General features: G+C 41.3%; 19 protein-coding genes. 4 read left to right on the top strand and 15 right to left on the bottom strand.

From position 1 onward, the window contains the following. Window positions 1-46: 46 nt before the first annotated feature. From acpS to rpoE, 11 genes are all read right to left on the bottom strand, one after another. A complete protein-coding gene (gene acpS, locus OC457_RS02520) occupies window positions 47-427 on the bottom strand; it encodes a holo-ACP synthase (RefSeq protein ID WP_080175388.1) in 381 nt (126 codons plus the stop codon). Beyond that, window positions 427-1,158 (bottom strand): pyridoxine 5'-phosphate synthase, encoded by a 732-nt coding sequence (gene pdxJ / locus OC457_RS02515; protein ID WP_080175389.1) that lies wholly within the window; start codon window positions 1,156-1,158, stop codon window positions 427-429. The genes acpS and pdxJ overlap by 1 nt, the downstream gene beginning before the upstream one ends. Beyond that, complete coding sequence (gene recO / locus OC457_RS02510; protein WP_080175390.1) at window positions 1,155-1,865, bottom strand: DNA repair protein RecO; 711 nt, start codon at window positions 1,863-1,865, stop codon at window positions 1,155-1,157. The genes pdxJ and recO overlap by 4 nt, the downstream gene beginning before the upstream one ends. Window positions 1,866-1,873: 8 nt before the next feature. After that, entirely contained in the window at window positions 1,874-2,779 is a 906-nt protein-coding gene (gene era / locus OC457_RS02505; protein ID WP_080158218.1) for a GTPase Era, read from the bottom strand. Continuing rightward, window positions 2,776-3,450: a ribonuclease III gene (rnc, locus tag OC457_RS02500; protein WP_080175391.1), complete on the bottom strand. Its 675-nt coding sequence runs from the start codon at window positions 3,448-3,450 to the stop codon at window positions 2,776-2,778. The genes era and rnc overlap by 4 nt, the downstream gene beginning before the upstream one ends. 15 nt (window positions 3,451-3,465) lie before the next feature. Continuing rightward, window positions 3,466-4,365: a signal peptidase I gene (gene lepB / locus OC457_RS02495; protein ID WP_080175392.1), complete on the bottom strand. Its 900-nt coding sequence runs from the start codon at window positions 4,363-4,365 to the stop codon at window positions 3,466-3,468. Between the two features lie 146 nt (window positions 4,366-4,511). Beyond that, window positions 4,512-6,308 (bottom strand): translation elongation factor 4, encoded by a 1,797-nt coding sequence (lepA, locus tag OC457_RS02490; RefSeq protein WP_080175393.1) that lies wholly within the window; start codon window positions 6,306-6,308, stop codon window positions 4,512-4,514. Between the two features lie 75 nt (window positions 6,309-6,383). Next, on the bottom strand, window positions 6,384-6,881 hold the full coding sequence (locus tag OC457_RS02485) for a SoxR reducing system RseC family protein (protein WP_080175394.1): 498 nt from the start codon (window positions 6,879-6,881) through the stop codon (window positions 6,384-6,386). Window positions 6,882-6,883: 2 nt separating this feature from the next. After that, window positions 6,884-7,870: a sigma-E factor regulatory protein RseB gene (gene rseB, locus OC457_RS02480; protein WP_080175395.1), complete on the bottom strand. Its 987-nt coding sequence runs from the start codon at window positions 7,868-7,870 to the stop codon at window positions 6,884-6,886. After that, window positions 7,870-8,514 carry an RseA family anti-sigma factor gene (locus OC457_RS02475; protein ID WP_080175396.1) on the bottom strand — a complete coding sequence of 215 codons (645 nt, stop codon included), beginning with the start codon at window positions 8,512-8,514 and terminating at the stop codon, window positions 7,870-7,872. The genes rseB and OC457_RS02475 overlap by 1 nt, the downstream gene beginning before the upstream one ends. A 26-nt stretch (window positions 8,515-8,540) precedes the next feature. Beyond that, on the bottom strand, window positions 8,541-9,119 hold the full coding sequence (rpoE, locus tag OC457_RS02470; RefSeq protein WP_080175397.1) for an RNA polymerase sigma factor RpoE: 579 nt from the start codon (window positions 9,117-9,119) through the stop codon (window positions 8,541-8,543). Between the two features lie 524 nt (window positions 9,120-9,643). Here rpoE and nadB point away from each other — a divergent pair. Then, window positions 9,644-11,260: an L-aspartate oxidase gene (gene nadB / locus OC457_RS02465; RefSeq protein WP_080175398.1), complete on the top strand. Its 1,617-nt coding sequence runs from the start codon at window positions 9,644-9,646 to the stop codon at window positions 11,258-11,260. A 78-nt stretch (window positions 11,261-11,338) separates the two neighbouring features. On the opposite strand, the gene OC457_RS02460 is transcribed toward nadB, so the two are convergent. Continuing rightward, entirely contained in the window at window positions 11,339-11,746 is a 408-nt protein-coding gene (locus tag OC457_RS02460; RefSeq protein WP_159447860.1) for a protein YgfX, read from the bottom strand. Next, window positions 11,718-11,978, bottom strand: coding sequence for an FAD assembly factor SdhE (locus OC457_RS02455; protein WP_080175400.1), 261 nt, complete (start codon window positions 11,976-11,978; stop codon window positions 11,718-11,720). The genes OC457_RS02460 and OC457_RS02455 overlap by 29 nt, the downstream gene beginning before the upstream one ends. A gap of 249 nt (window positions 11,979-12,227) precedes the next feature. Here OC457_RS02455 and ygfZ point away from each other — a divergent pair, with 249 nt between their 5' ends. The 3 genes from ygfZ (at window position 12,228) to OC457_RS02440 (ending at window position 14,715) form a co-directional block, all read left to right on the top strand. Beyond that, entirely contained in the window at window positions 12,228-13,211 is a 984-nt protein-coding gene (ygfZ, locus tag OC457_RS02450; protein WP_370737972.1) for a tRNA-modifying protein YgfZ, read from the top strand. After that, complete coding sequence (locus OC457_RS02445; protein ID WP_210436095.1) at window positions 13,201-13,686, top strand: aminoacyl-tRNA deacylase; 486 nt, start codon at window positions 13,201-13,203, stop codon at window positions 13,684-13,686. The genes ygfZ and OC457_RS02445 overlap by 11 nt, the downstream gene beginning before the upstream one ends. A 75-nt stretch (window positions 13,687-13,761) precedes the next feature. Next, complete coding sequence (locus OC457_RS02440; protein WP_080175402.1) at window positions 13,762-14,715, top strand: LysR family transcriptional regulator; 954 nt, start codon at window positions 13,762-13,764, stop codon at window positions 14,713-14,715. A gap of 66 nt (window positions 14,716-14,781) precedes the next feature. On the opposite strand, the gene nqrM is transcribed toward OC457_RS02440, so the two are convergent. Together nqrM and OC457_RS02430 are read right to left on the bottom strand one after the other, a co-directional pair. Further along, complete coding sequence (gene nqrM, locus OC457_RS02435; protein WP_080175403.1) at window positions 14,782-14,985, bottom strand: (Na+)-NQR maturation NqrM; 204 nt, start codon at window positions 14,983-14,985, stop codon at window positions 14,782-14,784. Then, window positions 14,982-15,452 (bottom strand): NifB/NifX family molybdenum-iron cluster-binding protein, encoded by a 471-nt coding sequence (locus OC457_RS02430; RefSeq protein WP_080175404.1) that lies wholly within the window; start codon window positions 15,450-15,452, stop codon window positions 14,982-14,984. Before OC457_RS02430 ends, nqrM begins: the two co-directional genes overlap by 4 nt. Window positions 15,453-15,454 lie beyond the last annotated feature (2 nt).

Genomic DNA, 15,454 nt, shown 5'->3' with positions numbered 1-15,454 from the left:
AAGCTAGCGTTTTTTTTGATTATCTTAATCTTACTTAATAATAACGTTAACGTTCAATGATAACCGTTGCAACGGCATAACGGCGCTCATCAGCAATAGTAAGATGCACATGCTGCCCACCCATTGCTGTTAGTAGTTTCAGAGCTTGACCGGAAAAGGCAACCAGAGGTTTACCTCGCACATCATTGGTAACGGTAAAATCTTGAAAAGAGACACCACAAGCAATACCTGTACCTAATGCTTTTGACGCCGCCTCTTTAACAGCAAACCGTTTTGCCACAAACCGAGCGCGTAACTTTAAGCGATAATATTGTTCAAGTTCAGAGGCTGATAACACCCGTTCAGCAAAACCATCACCGGCACGAGTAAGCACTTTTTCAATCCGTTCAATTTCAACGATATCAGTCCCTAAACCTAAAATAGCCATTAGCTACGTGCTTCCTGCATCAATGAACGCATATCAGCGACCGCTTTTTCAAGACCATCAAACATCGCTCGTCCCATAATAGAATGGCCGATATTTAGCTCATACAGTTCAGGTAATGCGGCAATAGCTTTAACGTTATGATAAGTTAATCCATGACCAGCATTGACTTTAATGCCTAATTTATGCGCATAGGTTGCACCTACGGCAATCTTCTTTAACTCATCAGCTTGGGCTTCTTCGGTTACCGCTTCTGCGTATTGTCCTGTATGAAGTTCAATAAACGGTGCGCCACAAGCAGAAGCAGCATCAATTTGTGCACGATCAGCATCAATGAAAAGTGACACTTTAATGCCAGCTGCGGTTAATTTTGTTGTCGCCGCTTTTACTTTTTCAAGTTGACCCGCCACATCTAAGCCACCTTCTGTCGTCAATTCTTCACGCTTCTCAGGCACTAAACATACATATTCAGGCTGAGTCTCTAGCGCAATCGCAATCATTTCGTCAGTAACTGCCATTTCTAGATTCATTCGCGTTTGCAATGTTTGACGTAAAATGCGTACATCGCGATCATTAATATGACGACGATCTTCACGTAAATGCACCGTAATACCATCAGCGCCAGCACGCTCAGCTACTTCGGCAGCATGCACGGGATCAGGGTATCGTGTGCCACGGGCATTACGTAACGTTGCAATATGATCAATATTGACACCCAGTAGAATGTTGTTCATTTTCTGATGCTCCTTGCTCGTGGGAGAAACAATTCCCGACTTTTTAATGGCTTTGAGCCAAGATAAGGCTTTAAGGCTATCCTTGTAAAGCGTTTCGCAGCACGAAGTTGTTCTGGAGTTTCAAAGCATCTTGCTGCAATTGCTTTTAATTCATTACCACGAAAAGTCAATTGGGTTATTTTCATTGAAGCAATAAACCCACGCTGTTCGCGATAGTTATACGTCATGCGATCATCAACTGCTAACCCACTGCCAGCACAATGTAAAAAATCAATACCGTAACCAAGATGGTGTAATAAGGCGAGTTCAAAACGACGCAGTGCAGGCTCTGGATTATCCGCTTGTGCAAGCTCACGCAACACATTCAAATAATCAAGAAACAACACCGGATAAGGGGTATGGTTTTCTAATACACGCGCTAATACTTCATTAACGTACATCGCGGAATATAAAATATAACTGCGCAACGGCAGTCCAATACTGATAGGTTCAGCATGAGTGAGGACGGGCATGCTGCCTTTACCACTCCATTTCATAAACAATGGCGTGAAAGGTTGCAAGGTTCCTTTAAGATTAGAACGCTTACGACGCGCTCCTTTTGCAAGTAAGGTAAGACGGCCGTGATCCTCGCTAAACACATCAAGGATCAGGCTCGTCTCACTATAATGACGATAATGAAGGACAAAACAACGCTGTAAGCCCTCCATTACTGTCCTTATAGATCGTCAATGTAACCTAAGCTACGCAGTGCTCGTTCGTCATCTGCCCAACCTGATTTCACTTTAACCCAAAGTTCTAGATACACTTTGCGTTCAAATAGATCTTCCATATCTAAACGGGCTTCACGACCAATAACTTTGATCTTATCGCCGCCTTTACCGATCACCATTTTCTTCTGGCCTTTACGCTCAACCAGAATCAAACCGTTGATATCAAAACCATTAGTTTCTGGGTTGAAATCAAATCGCTCAATTTCAACAGTTACAGAATATGGTAATTCTTCACCTGTAAAGCGCATAAGTTTTTCACGAATAATTTCTGACGCCATAAAGCGTTGTGAACGATCCGTTACATACTCTTCAGGGAAATAATATTCACATTCAGGTAAATGGTCATGAACAATTTTTTCAATTGCGGCAATGTTAGTGCCTTTCTTTGCTGACATTGGAATAACATCAACAAACGGCATTTTTTTCGCTAATTCCTGCAAATGCGGGAATAACTCATGCTTTTCTTTAATGTTGTCGACTTTGTTGATTAACAATACTGTAGGTAGCTCACTTTTCATAAGCTTATTCAGTACCATCTCATCATCAGCAGTCCACGTAGTGCCATCAACAAGGAATAACACTAGTTCTACATCGGTTAATGAACTGCTAGCAGCACGGTTCATTAAACGGTTAATTACACGTTTTTCTTCAATGTGCAAACCCGGAGTATCAATATAAACAGCTTGATACCCGTCACGAGTGTCAACACCCATGATACGGTGACGTGTCGTTTGCGGTTTACGTGAAGTGATAGACAATTTTTGTCCCACTAAACGGTTAAGCAAGGTTGATTTTCCGACATTCGGTCGACCAACGATGGCAATAAAGCCACAATGTTGTTTATCTGTCATGATTCCAACTGATTAAGTGCAATTTCTGCCGCTGCCTGCTCTGCCTTGCGCCGACTGCCGCCCTTACCGATTACAGGTTCATCCAAACCTGTGACATCACACTGTACAGTGAACTCTTGGTTATGAGCTTCACCTTGTACCTTAGTTACAGTATATGCAGGTAATGGTAAACGACGACCTTGAAGACACTCTTGCAAGCGTGTTTTTGGATCTTTTTGGTTGATGCCCGGCTCAATTGTATTCAGACGTGATTGATACCAAGCCAATACGACTTGACGTACTGTCTCAACATCACTATCTAGATAAACCGCGCCAATGATTGCTTCAACACAGTCAGCCAGAATAGAATCACGACGGAAACCGCCACTTTTCAACTCGCCTGGACCTAATAGTAAGTAGTCACCTAGTTCGAACTCACGTCCTAACTCTGCTAGTGTCTTACCACGGACTAGTGTTGCACGCATTCGGCTCATATCACCTTCATCCACATTAGGAAAACGGTGATATAAGTCATCAGCAACAACAAAACTTAAAATAGAATCGCCTAAGAATTCTAGACGCTCGTTGTGGGTGCCATTAGCACTGCGGTGTGTCAGTGCTAATGTCATCAACTCAGAGCTATTAAATTGGTAGCCCAGCTTACGCTGCAGCCTATTCGCTGGAGTTGTCATTTTTTCTCGATTATTTTATTTAATGCTACCGATACGATTAAAACGTACGCCGGTAGGGATCCAAGATGGAAGAAAACTATCAGGCTTGCGATCAAAATCAAAGCTCATCCAAATAGCAACTGCCTTGCCGACTAAGTTCGCTTCTGGTACAAAACCCCAGTAACGACTATCAGCACTATTGTCACGGTTGTCACCCATAACAAAATACTCACCTTTTGGTACAATCCACTCACCGATCCCTGGGCGAGGCACGTAAGCCATACGGTTATCACGTCGCGATGGATTGATCAAAATGTGATGATTCACATCACCAAGGTGTTCGTTATACTCAATCAGACGTGTCATACCTTGAGTAAAATCACTGTCTTTCATATCGGTTAATTTCACAGGCTTACAAACAGAAGTGCCTTGCGGCTGAATGCATAATTTTTTGTCAGCACTGTAACGAATTAAATCACCAGGTAAACCAACAACACGTTTAATGTAGTCAATTTTTGGATTAGGTGGGTAACGGAATACAATCACATCACCACGTTTAGGTTCACCTGTGCTTAAGAATTTATGATCAAAAACAGGATCACGTAGACCGTAAGCAAATTTTTGAACCAGAATAAAATCACCCACATATAGGGTTGGTAACATTGACTTTGATGGAATTTGGAACGGTTCATAAATAAATGAACGGAATATCATGATCAATGCAATCACAGGGAACATTGAGCTTGCTGACTCAATCCACCCCGGTTGAGGTGCAACACGTTCAAGTACCTCAGCATCAACTTGACCACCTGCTTTTTCAGCTGCGGCAGCAATTTTTAATTGTCGCTTAGGTGCCCATAGAAATTTATCTAGAGCCCAAATAATACCAGTAAAGATCGTCGCTAAGACCAGTATTATTGAAAATGTATTTGCCATGTTATCCCTTAGGTTTAACGCAACTAACTTCGACAGTTAGTTTTTGGAGTCTAATTTAAAACGTCTAAGTAAAAGAAAGTGCTATTTAACGGATTAAATTAGCACTTTCTAATCAGATCTAGACTGTTATAAACAAAGAAAGGTTACTACTTATCTTTGCCTACATGAAGAATCGCTAAGAAAGCTTCTTGTGGTAATTCAACATTACCAATTTGCTTCATACGTTTCTTACCATCTTTCTGTTTTTGTAGTAGCTTTTTCTTACGACTAATATCGCCACCATAACATTTCGCGATTACGTTTTTACGCAATTGCTTCACGGTTGAACGTGCAATGATATGAGCGCCAATCGCCGCTTGAATCGCAATATCAAACATTTGACGAGGAATAAATTCTTTCATTTTCTCAACAACATCACGACCACGAGTCTGTGAGTTTTCTTTATGAGTAATGATAGCTAACGCATCAACACGCTCGCCGTTTAATAGAATATCAACACGAACCATGTCTGATTCTTGGTAACGTTGGAAGTTGTAATCTAGCGATGCATAACCACGAGAGGTTGACTTCAAACGATCAAAGAAATCCAGTACCACTTCTGACATCGGAATGTCATACGTTAAGGCTACTTGATTACCGTGATAAACCATATCAACCTGCATACCACGCTTTTCAATACATAGCGTAATAACATTACCTAGGTATTCACTTGGTACTAGAATATTACAGCGAGCAATTGGCTCACCCATAATTTCAATGTCGTTAACCGCAGGTAATTTAGCAGGGCTATCAACATACAGCATGGTGCCGTCAGTTTTCTTCACTTCATACACTACTGTTGGTGCTGTAGTAATCAAGTTAAGATCGTATTCACGCTCTAGACGCTCTTGAATAATCTCCATGTGGAGCATACCCAAGAAACCACAACGGAAACCGAAACCCAGTGCAGATGAACTTTCTGGCTCATAAAATAGAGAGGCATCATTTAGACTTAATTTGCCTAACGCGTCACGGAAGTTCTCGTAATCATCAGATGATACAGGAAACAAACCTGCATATACCTGTGGTTTTACTTTTTTAAAGCCAGGTAATGCGGTCTCACAACCGCCTTTAGCTAGCGTTAATGTATCACCAACCGGTGCGCCTAGAATGTCTTTAATACCACAAACAACCCAGCCAACTTCGCCAGTATTTAATTCAGTCGTATCAATTTGTTTTGGTGTAAAGATCCCAAGACGATCAACACCCCAAACTTGACCGGTGGTCATGACTTTAATTTTGTCGTTTTTCTTTAGCTTACCGTTTTTAACACGCACCAAAGACACAACACCTAAGTAATTATCAAACCATGAGTCAATAATTAGTGCTTGTAGTGGCGCATCCGGATCACCTTCTGGTGCTGGAATTGCTTCAACGATTTTTTCTAAAACTTCGTCAACACCAACACCCGTTTTTGCTGAACAACGCACAGCATCAAGAGCATCGATACCAACAATGTCTTCAATTTCTTCGGCTACACGCTCAGGATCGGCAGCAGGAAGGTCGATTTTATTTAAAATCGGCACCACTTCCAAATCCATTTCCATGGCGGTGTAACAGTTTGCTAGCGTCTGAGCTTCTACGCCCTGACCCGCATCAACTACCAACAATGCACCTTCACAAGCTGCAAGTGAACGCGATACTTCATACGAGAAGTCAACGTGTCCAGGAGTGTCGATAAAGTTTAATTGATAAGTTTCACCATCTTTAGCTGTGTAATCAAGCGTTACGCTCTGAGCTTTGATAGTGATACCGCGTTCGCGTTCAAGATCCATTGAATCTAAAACCTGTGCAGCCATTTCTCGATCAGAAAGGCCGCCACAGACTTGAATTAGACGGTCGGATAAGGTCGACTTACCATGGTCGATATGTGCGATAATCGAAAAGTTACGAATGTGCTTCATGAATGGCGTGACTGCTCGTGATTAAAATGAATGGGATCTTACGATCAAGTTGACGGATTCTACCGAATTTAAACGCTACTCGCTATCTTTCGATGCGGCATTTATCAGCTTATCTGCTGAAATGGGTAACCCTAGCACTCGAATAAGGCTTGGTTTATAGGCTGAATCCCCATCTAATCTCTTGGCATAATACCGTGCAATCATCAATCCTACCGTTGTAGCAATAGCAGCGAATACGATAACACCGAATTGATTACTACCTGCTAAATCAATAAAGATATACTGGCCAATTAAACTACCACCCACTAAAAATAGCAGTGGCAGCATATAAACCAGCAAAGCTGAACTGAGCATACTACGCTCAGACAAGCCAATTTCAACCACTTGTCCAAGTATTACTTTTTCTTTAGTGTCGATATTTATCTGATGAGAACGGCCAGGCATCGCTTTTGTCACAATACCCGTACCGCAACTATCGCTCGAAGCGCAGTGACCACAACTGCTTTGTTGCTGACAACTTACCGTTATATGGCCAGTATCAACTGCGACAACTGTCGCTAATGTTCGCATCATGATTATTTACTCGTTTGAGTAGCCTCAGGTTTAATTTTATCAAAGGCTACATTTTCTGCAATTCGTCGAGCTGTTTGTGGTGGAATATCACCCACTACAGTAATTTCTTTATCACCATCAACGCGAGTCGTTAATGTGCGACGTCCTTGACGAACTAATTGCCCTCGCCCAACAAAATTATCAACATCAGAAACATAAACAGAAAAACTAAATAAACCATCACTGTACATGCGACTTTCAACGGCACGTTCAGTTAATAATAATCGATGGCGGTTACCGGCAATTAATGTAAAGCCGTTTGGTAACCAATTAACACTCCATTGCAATTTTTTCTGCGGCTGTTGCGGTAATTGTACCACAGCTGGCAGTTTAACTTGATTTAGCTTACTGAGCATTTCAGCAACTTTAGGATTCACCGCAAATGACACCACTCTAAATTGCTCAAGTAAATCACCATCACGATCCAATAAATCAGCTCGCATAACTAAATGGGATACTTGATCAATCCATAATAAATAAGAATAGCGATTACCATCTTTAGGCGCGATACGAACAACATCACAGGCTACACCCGCTTCACGTGCTCGTCCCATTGCAATAAAATCATAAAAATTAGCCAGTTTATCAATATTTGTAGTCGTCAACGGTAAGATTGGTGCGACCATTTTATTACTTTTAATCGTAAATGGATCGAGCCCTGGCTCAAAATAGCTCACCTCATCGCCTCGTTGAATCACCTCTTGTGGTGGCCCACTAAGAAACAACAAATGCGCATAACTTTTATTATTTTCTAATGCATGTCGATAGCGCAATGTATCAATGCTATTTTTCTTTACCCAGATATAAGACATTTCATAACTAAGATCTCGGCTGGCTTGGCCCATTTGATGCAACAAAGCCTCTGCTGAAGGTTTAACCGCTTCAGCAGAGGCTTGGAGTGACAACAATAGGCTGACCAATGCAAGCGCACCGACCAGTATTTTTTTCATTAATTCGCCACTGAATTATTAGGATGTAAGCGTGAATGATCGATACTGCCATCTTCAGCATTAAAGCGAAGTTGGAGTTCATAATCTTGTAACATCGAGTTAATTCGACGTCGTTGTTCCATTAATTGCGACTCAGACGGCGTCTGATTATTAACCATATTGGTATTTAAGCTCACCGGTTCGGCTTTGCCTAAAAAAGGAATGGTTTGTAATACTGGTACATCATTACTGGTTGTTGCCGTTAAATTGCTATTATTGCCATCGTATTGTTGAACACCAACAATGACGGCTAATGAAACACATGCTGCCATTGCAACCTGACCAAACTGGGATAGCCAAACAGGTAATGTCCGTTTAGCTTTAAATGGGGTCGGTTGTTCTTCAGTAATAATGGGCTGAGCAATCGTCTCAACATGCGTGATCGCGGCACCAGTATGTGCTGATTCAGCCTCTAACGCTAACGCGACATTTCCTGCAATATTCCATTCTTTGCATTGCGGAACATCACCACGCATAACATCACCAATTAAGTTGAAGTCATGCCAACTTTGCTCGCTTTCTTTGTCAACAGTCAGCGCATTAATAATGCTCTGATCCAAATCTTCGCCATCAAGCAATGCCGAAATTTTTTCTTTATCAGCCATTTTTTCCACCGTTGGGTGCAACATGATTATTGCTGCATAAGAGGTCGAATGCGTTTTTCGACAATCTCTCGTGCACGGAATATACGTGAGCGAACTGTACCGACAGGACATCCCATTACTTCAGCAATTTCTTCATAGCTTAGACCATCCAGTTCTCGCAATGAAATTGCTGTTTTAAGATCGTCAGGTAACGATTCAATCGTACTAAAAACAACCCGCTTCAGTTCTTCAGACAACATTTGGTTCTCAGGGTTCGAAATTTCTTTAAGCGCATTTCCACTTTCATAATATTCGGCATCTTCAGCATCAACATCAAATGCTGGCGGACGACGTCCCTGAGCAACTAAATAATTTTTTGCGGTATTAACAGCAATACGGTAAAGCCATGTATAGAATGCACTTTCACCACGAAATGTAGGTAAGGCTCGATACGCTTTAATAAACGCTTCTTGGGCAACATCTGGTACATCACCAGAATTACTAACGTAACGAGAAACAAGATTACAAACTTTATTCTGGTATTTAATAACCAGAAGGTTGAATGCTTGTTTATCTCCCCGCTGTACTCGCTCAATTAATACCTGATCAGTTTGCTGCTCGCTCATTCGAGCGTGTACTCCCATGTCTAACTGTTCGTCATATTGCATTCACCTCACGATATCCCGTACCGATAATAGCTACGATCCGTTATTGGTGTGCAATGGTTTATTTAGATTATCCTGCCACTAATAAGCGTTAGTCTCACCGTAAATAAAGCACTGACTTATGAAATATTTATAAGCATGAGTACTACGTAAGACTGATGAATAATGGCAAAGTTCCACCGTTAGTAAAATAATTTTATCTTTTCGTTGCCGTTAAGTTATTACCTATAACAAAGAGAAACAAATATAAATAGTAACAACACTCATTATTTTACCTCAAATAATAACATTAACGAGGTTCTGTAACTGAAAAAAGTAAAACAATCACAAAGATATGACACAATAGCGCCGTTAAGATTTAACAATAATTCAGCCAAAAAACCACGATTTAATCGTATTTGCATTACCAAAACCCAAACAAGCATGCGTTTTTATAACAAATTTGATAGCATGAAATAAGATTATCACATGGATATGTAATCACTATGAACCCATCACATCAATACGATAGCGATATTTTAGTCATTGGTAGTGGCGCAGCAGGATTGTCACTTGCGCTTCATTTAGCCCACCTTGGTAAAGTGACTATTTTATGTAAAGGCCCGCTCAGTGAAGGAGCAACCTATTATGCTCAGGGAGGTATTGCTGCCGTTTTTGATGAGTCAGACAGTGTTGCTTCACATGTTGAAGATACTTTAATTGCCGGTGGCCATCTTTGTGACCAAGATGTAGTGCAGTTTATCGCTGAAAACGCAAAGCAATGCGTGCAATGGCTCATTGATGGTGGCGTTCCTTTTGATCGTGAAGTATCAGATTCAGATGATAGCCCTCGCTATCACCTCACTTTAGAAGGTGGTCATAGTCATCGGCGTATCCTTCATGCTGCCGATGCCACTGGAATGGCAATGCAAACATCACTTCAAGAACAAGCTCGCAACCACCCTAATATCACCATTCTTGAACGTCATAATGCGCTCGATTTAATTACTGAGAAAAAAATCAATCCACAATCTGCGACTAATCGCGCGCTTGGAGCTTATGTTTGGAATCGTGATAAAGAATGTGTTGAAACTCTGGCCGCTAAGTTTGTTGTTTTAGCTACCGGTGGTGCATCAAAAGTCTATCAATACACTTCTAACCCTGACGTATCATCAGGTGATGGTATTGCGATGGCATGGCGGGCAGGTTGTCGTGTTGCTAATCTCGAGTTTAATCAATTCCATCCCACTTGTTTATTTCATCCTAAAGCACAAACGTTCTTATTAAGCGAAGCCCTACGCGGTGAAGGTGCCTATTTACGCCGTCCTGATGGCAGTCGTTTTATGCCTGATTTTGATGAACGTGCCGAACTGGCACCACGAGATGTCGTTGCCCGTGCTATCGACTATGAAATGAAACGGTTAGGTGCCGACTGTATGTACCTTGATATTAGCCATAAGCCGGCCGAGTTTGTAAGAAATCACTTTCCAACCATTGCTGAAAAACTCCAAGGCTATGGAATTGATATTACCACCGATATGATTCCAATTGTTCCTGCCGCACACTATACCTGTGGTGGAGTGATGGTTAATAAATCAGGTAAAACAGATATCGATGGTTTATATGCTATTGGTGAAGTGAGCTATACCGGCTTACATGGCGCTAATCGTATGGCATCAAATTCACTGCTTGAATGTGTGGTTTACGCATGGTCAGCATCGAAAGATATTGAGCATCAATTTAGTGATATAGCACAACCACAACAATTACCATTTTGGGATGACAGCAAAGTGACTAACTCTGATGAAGAAGTGGTGATTCAACATAATTGGCATGAATTACGGCTATTTATGTGGGATTACGTGGGTATTGTGCGTTCCACCAAACGGTTAGCGCGAGCCATGAACCGAATTGAATTACTTAAAAATGAAATCGATGAGTATTACAGCCATTTCCGTGTTTCAAATAACTTATTAGAATTACGTAACTTATTACAAGTTGCTGAGTTAATTGTTCATTGTGCAATGGCGCGTAAAGAGAGTCGGGGTTTACATTACACGCTTGATTATCCAGATCTAAATCAACCAGCAACACCAACAATTTTAGTACCCGATAATTATTAACGGCGAGTAAACAATACTTTTTTCAAGACAATGGTGCTAATTGCAATATTAGCACCATTGGTTATTGTTGAGAGTGCCTCATTTTAATAGTCCTAAATGAATAAACATTTTTAATTGGCGATACTGAGTCACATCACAACCGTCATAACAAATGATTAGCCACTGATTTCTGTTATGTGTAACTGACAATACCACCAGCCACCGAGTCACTAATTTTATAGCGATTAAATCGCCACCGTGATCATGCCAACAAAGGCTACCATCACTATAAAGTCGTAGTGGTCCTTGTTGATGCAAATAATAGTGATACATTCGTTGCCATTCAAAAAATAATGCTTCCGCAAAAAAATAACTCAATGGCAAAAAAACAGGCGGGACAAACAATAATAATAGCACTGCACCGAGATAAAATAGACTCAGTGCAGTGTTCAGTCGCGGGGATAAGTTAAGCTTTAAATCAACGTAGCTTGCTGTTGTTATGGGCAACGATTTTATCAACCATCATCGCATGAGCAGCGTTATCACTGCGGCCATGCTGCATCATCCATTTAAATAAATCAGGATCATCACACGTTAGTAGAGAAATAAAATCACGTTGCTGCTGCTCTGATAAATCCTCAAAACACTCTTCAAAAAATGGCATCACCAACACGTCAAGTTCTAGCATGCCACGACGACATGCCCATTTTACGCGGGCCTTTTCTTCTGCACCTAACATACATAACCTCTAATTGTGCGCCTAATGGCTCACTGACAATCGAATACTAAGCGTATTTCCGTTACCAACAGAGTAACAGTCAAGCTTAATAACGACCATGCGCTAGCACAAATAATCCCTCAAGATGAGACCTAACCCACCATTATTGCGCCGAATAAAAACATCCAATTAACCCATCAGATAACCAGAGTTAATTATTTTGCTCAGTTGGTATAACATAGCGTAATCATTACAGCATTAGTGGATACCATTATGAGCACTTGGTCAACTCAATACACTTTTACCCCGTTCGCATTAAGCACAACGGATTCACTACCTGATTTAGCAATAATCAACCTCAGTGAGTGGGGAATGGTGACACTCGTTGGCCCTGACAGTAAGTCTTACTTACAAGGTCAGTTAACTTGTGATGTGGTGTCATTAACAGCAGATAAATCAACCTTTGCTGGGCATTGTGACGCTAAAGGAAAATTACGTTCAATTATGCGTATTTTTCATTATCAGAATGGTTATGGTTTCGTTCAACGCCAAAGTGTCATGGCAACCCAATTACCTGAGTTAAAAAAATATGCGGTATTTTCTAAAACAGAAATAACTCAAACGACTGCCGTTATTTTAGGACTTACAGGTACACAAGCTCAAACAATGATCGATCGTCATTTCAGTGGTGATGCTGATGTGCGTCATAACGATAATACTACCGTTGTAAAAGTAGATAACGAGCGTTGGTTGATCATTACCACCGAAGAACAAGCAGATGCCGTTATTACGACACTAGCACCTGACGCCATATATACCACTGATGCGTTATGGAATTTATACGATATTAAAGCAGCACTGCCTCGCATTGATAACACCACTGAACTTGAATTCATTCCTCAAGCAGTAAACTTACAAGCCGTGGGTGGGATTAGTTTTAAAAAAGGTTGCTATACCGGCCAAGAAACCGTCGCGCGTGCTAAGTACCGTGGCATCAATAAGCGCGCCATGTATATTTTAATGGGGGCTGCGACTCAATGCCCACAAGCTGGTAATGCATTAGAACGCAGTGTTGGTGAAAATTGGCGTAACGGTGGCACTGTTATTTGTGGCTATCACTATGCTGATGACCAAGCTATTGCACTGGTCGTATTACCAAACGATCTCGATGACGATAGCCAGTTCCGTTTTGCCACCCACCCAGATGCTCTTTGGCATAAACTTGATTTACCGTATGATCTTAATGCTGAATAGTTCTATAGATACCACCGTAACACGGTTATTGATTGATGAAGGGGTAGATTACCGTATCTTGCCTCATACTAAACCCGCGAAAACCATCGCTGAAGCAGCGGCTGAACGTGGGGTCGATCCTCAGCATATGGTGAAATCAATATTGCTCAAAGATATGTCTGGATTTCATGTACTGGCATGTGTTCCAGGACCACAGGCTGTGGATCCCAAAAAAGTACGGGCATTATTAGATTGTCAGCGCATGACTTGTGCTGATGCGGCTGAAGTTGAAAAAGTCACCGGTTTAGTCATAGGAACGGTGGCACCGCTAGGGTTAAAACGCCCACTGGTCATTGTGTTTGATCATACACTTACAGCCATTGAAAAAGTCAATATCAGTAGCGGCGATCGCATGGCTGGCATTGAGATTGCTACTGATGATTTATTAATATTATGCGATCCAATGATCGCTGATATTTGTCGAGTTCAAGCTTAATTAGCAATCATAATAACGCAATCTGCGGCATGCATTAGCATGTCGTAGGTTTAATCAAACAGTAAGGAATAGGCAATGGCTAACCATCATGACCACAATATCAATTGGCGTGGTGTCGATCTTAATTTGTTGATTGCCTTTGCAGCACTAATGGACACCCGTAGTGTAACTAAAGCTGCCAATAAATTAGCCATTGGGCAGTCAGCAATGAGCCATAATTTATCGCGTTTACGCCGTTTATTAAATGACCCGTTGTTTGAGCGTCATGGCCATCAAATGTTACCCACTCAAACCGCATTAGAACATGCCACTACCGTCGATACGATTTTGTCATTAGTGACCAATGAACTACTGCGACCAAGTACATTTATACCTGCTGATTTTTGTGGCACCCTTAAAATAGGCCTAACCGATTATGCTGAATTATTATTTGCCCCCACGCTGTATGATGCAATTCACCATCAAGCACCACAATGCCAACTGAGCTTTGTTAATGTTGATCGTCATAGCTATCACACTGATTTTAATCAACATCGAATAGATGTAGTCATTGGCTCCATGACCGATATGGGAAAAGATATTGAACATCAGTATCTCTATACCGAAGATCATGTATGTCTTTATGATCAACGAGCAACAGGATTAAGTGATAATGTCAGCCTCAAGCAATACAGTCATCATCCTCATGCACTTGTCAGCCCAGATGGTAAATTAACAACGCAGGTTGATGTCCAATTAAACCGACAAGGCTTTCAACGTCAAGTCGCTGTTGGTTCGCATAACTTTCTGACTATTCGTCACCTATTAAGTGGTCGAGATTTAATTTGTGTCGTATCACGCTTGATGGCACAGCTGGATATTTTCAACGACCAATTAACCCAATGTCCTCCCCCTGTCGCGATTGCGGATTTTGATATTCGATTATTATGGCTCCATCGAAACAGTAATCACCCTCGCAATCAATGGCTACGCCAAATCGTTGCTAACGCAGTAATAACCCAAGTGGAACAACTTCGTGCAGGGCAATAAATACAGCGGCAGAGCACACGCGCCCTGCCAGTAATCCCTGAGTTTGCGATATCTATATTGGTACAATTAATGCGAGCGGCTATTTGGCTCTTGAATTTGATAAAGTTTATGTTCATCGCAAGGTTCATCACAATTACACTCTTTATCCACACCCACATTTGCTAACCCGCCACAGCTACCGCTGATTGTTTGACGTTTAACAAACCACCCAATCGCCATGGCTAAAATCACGATAAAAAAGACACCTAATGTCAGTAAAAATGTGGTCATAGTTTTAAACCTCCAATTTTACCTAGCTGACTAAATGACGAACTAAGCATTCCAACTTTTGCTACAGCAGGTGCAGATTTTTTTGTACCGCAGCCACAACCACATGCGCCTTTTTCACGCTTACAAGCACGACCTTGTTCTGCCGTTAATAATGCTTCTTTGTTTACATTACCCGCCAAAAAATCAGCAACTGATGTTCTTGGGGCAACTCGACTAACATTAAATCCAGCTTGTAATAAACGCGCTAAAGATCGAGTACCAATATTACCTAATACAATTTCAGTTACATTCATTGCGGCCAGTTGTCGTTGCAATATCTTTTTATGTTTACAGCCTAACTCTCGACTACCACTGTTTTGAATCCGATCGATCAATTGACCTTGTTGATCATATATTGCAAACATAGCCGCTTTACCAAAATGCCCTGCAATTTGATCTCTTGGCGTTAACGCAATCGCAGTTAACATAT

The organism is Photobacterium toruni (assembly GCF_024529955.1).
In the GTDB taxonomy this organism is placed as follows: domain Bacteria; phylum Pseudomonadota; class Gammaproteobacteria; order Enterobacterales; family Vibrionaceae; genus Photobacterium; species Photobacterium toruni.
This window is presented reverse-complemented; position numbering and strand designations above follow the sequence as displayed.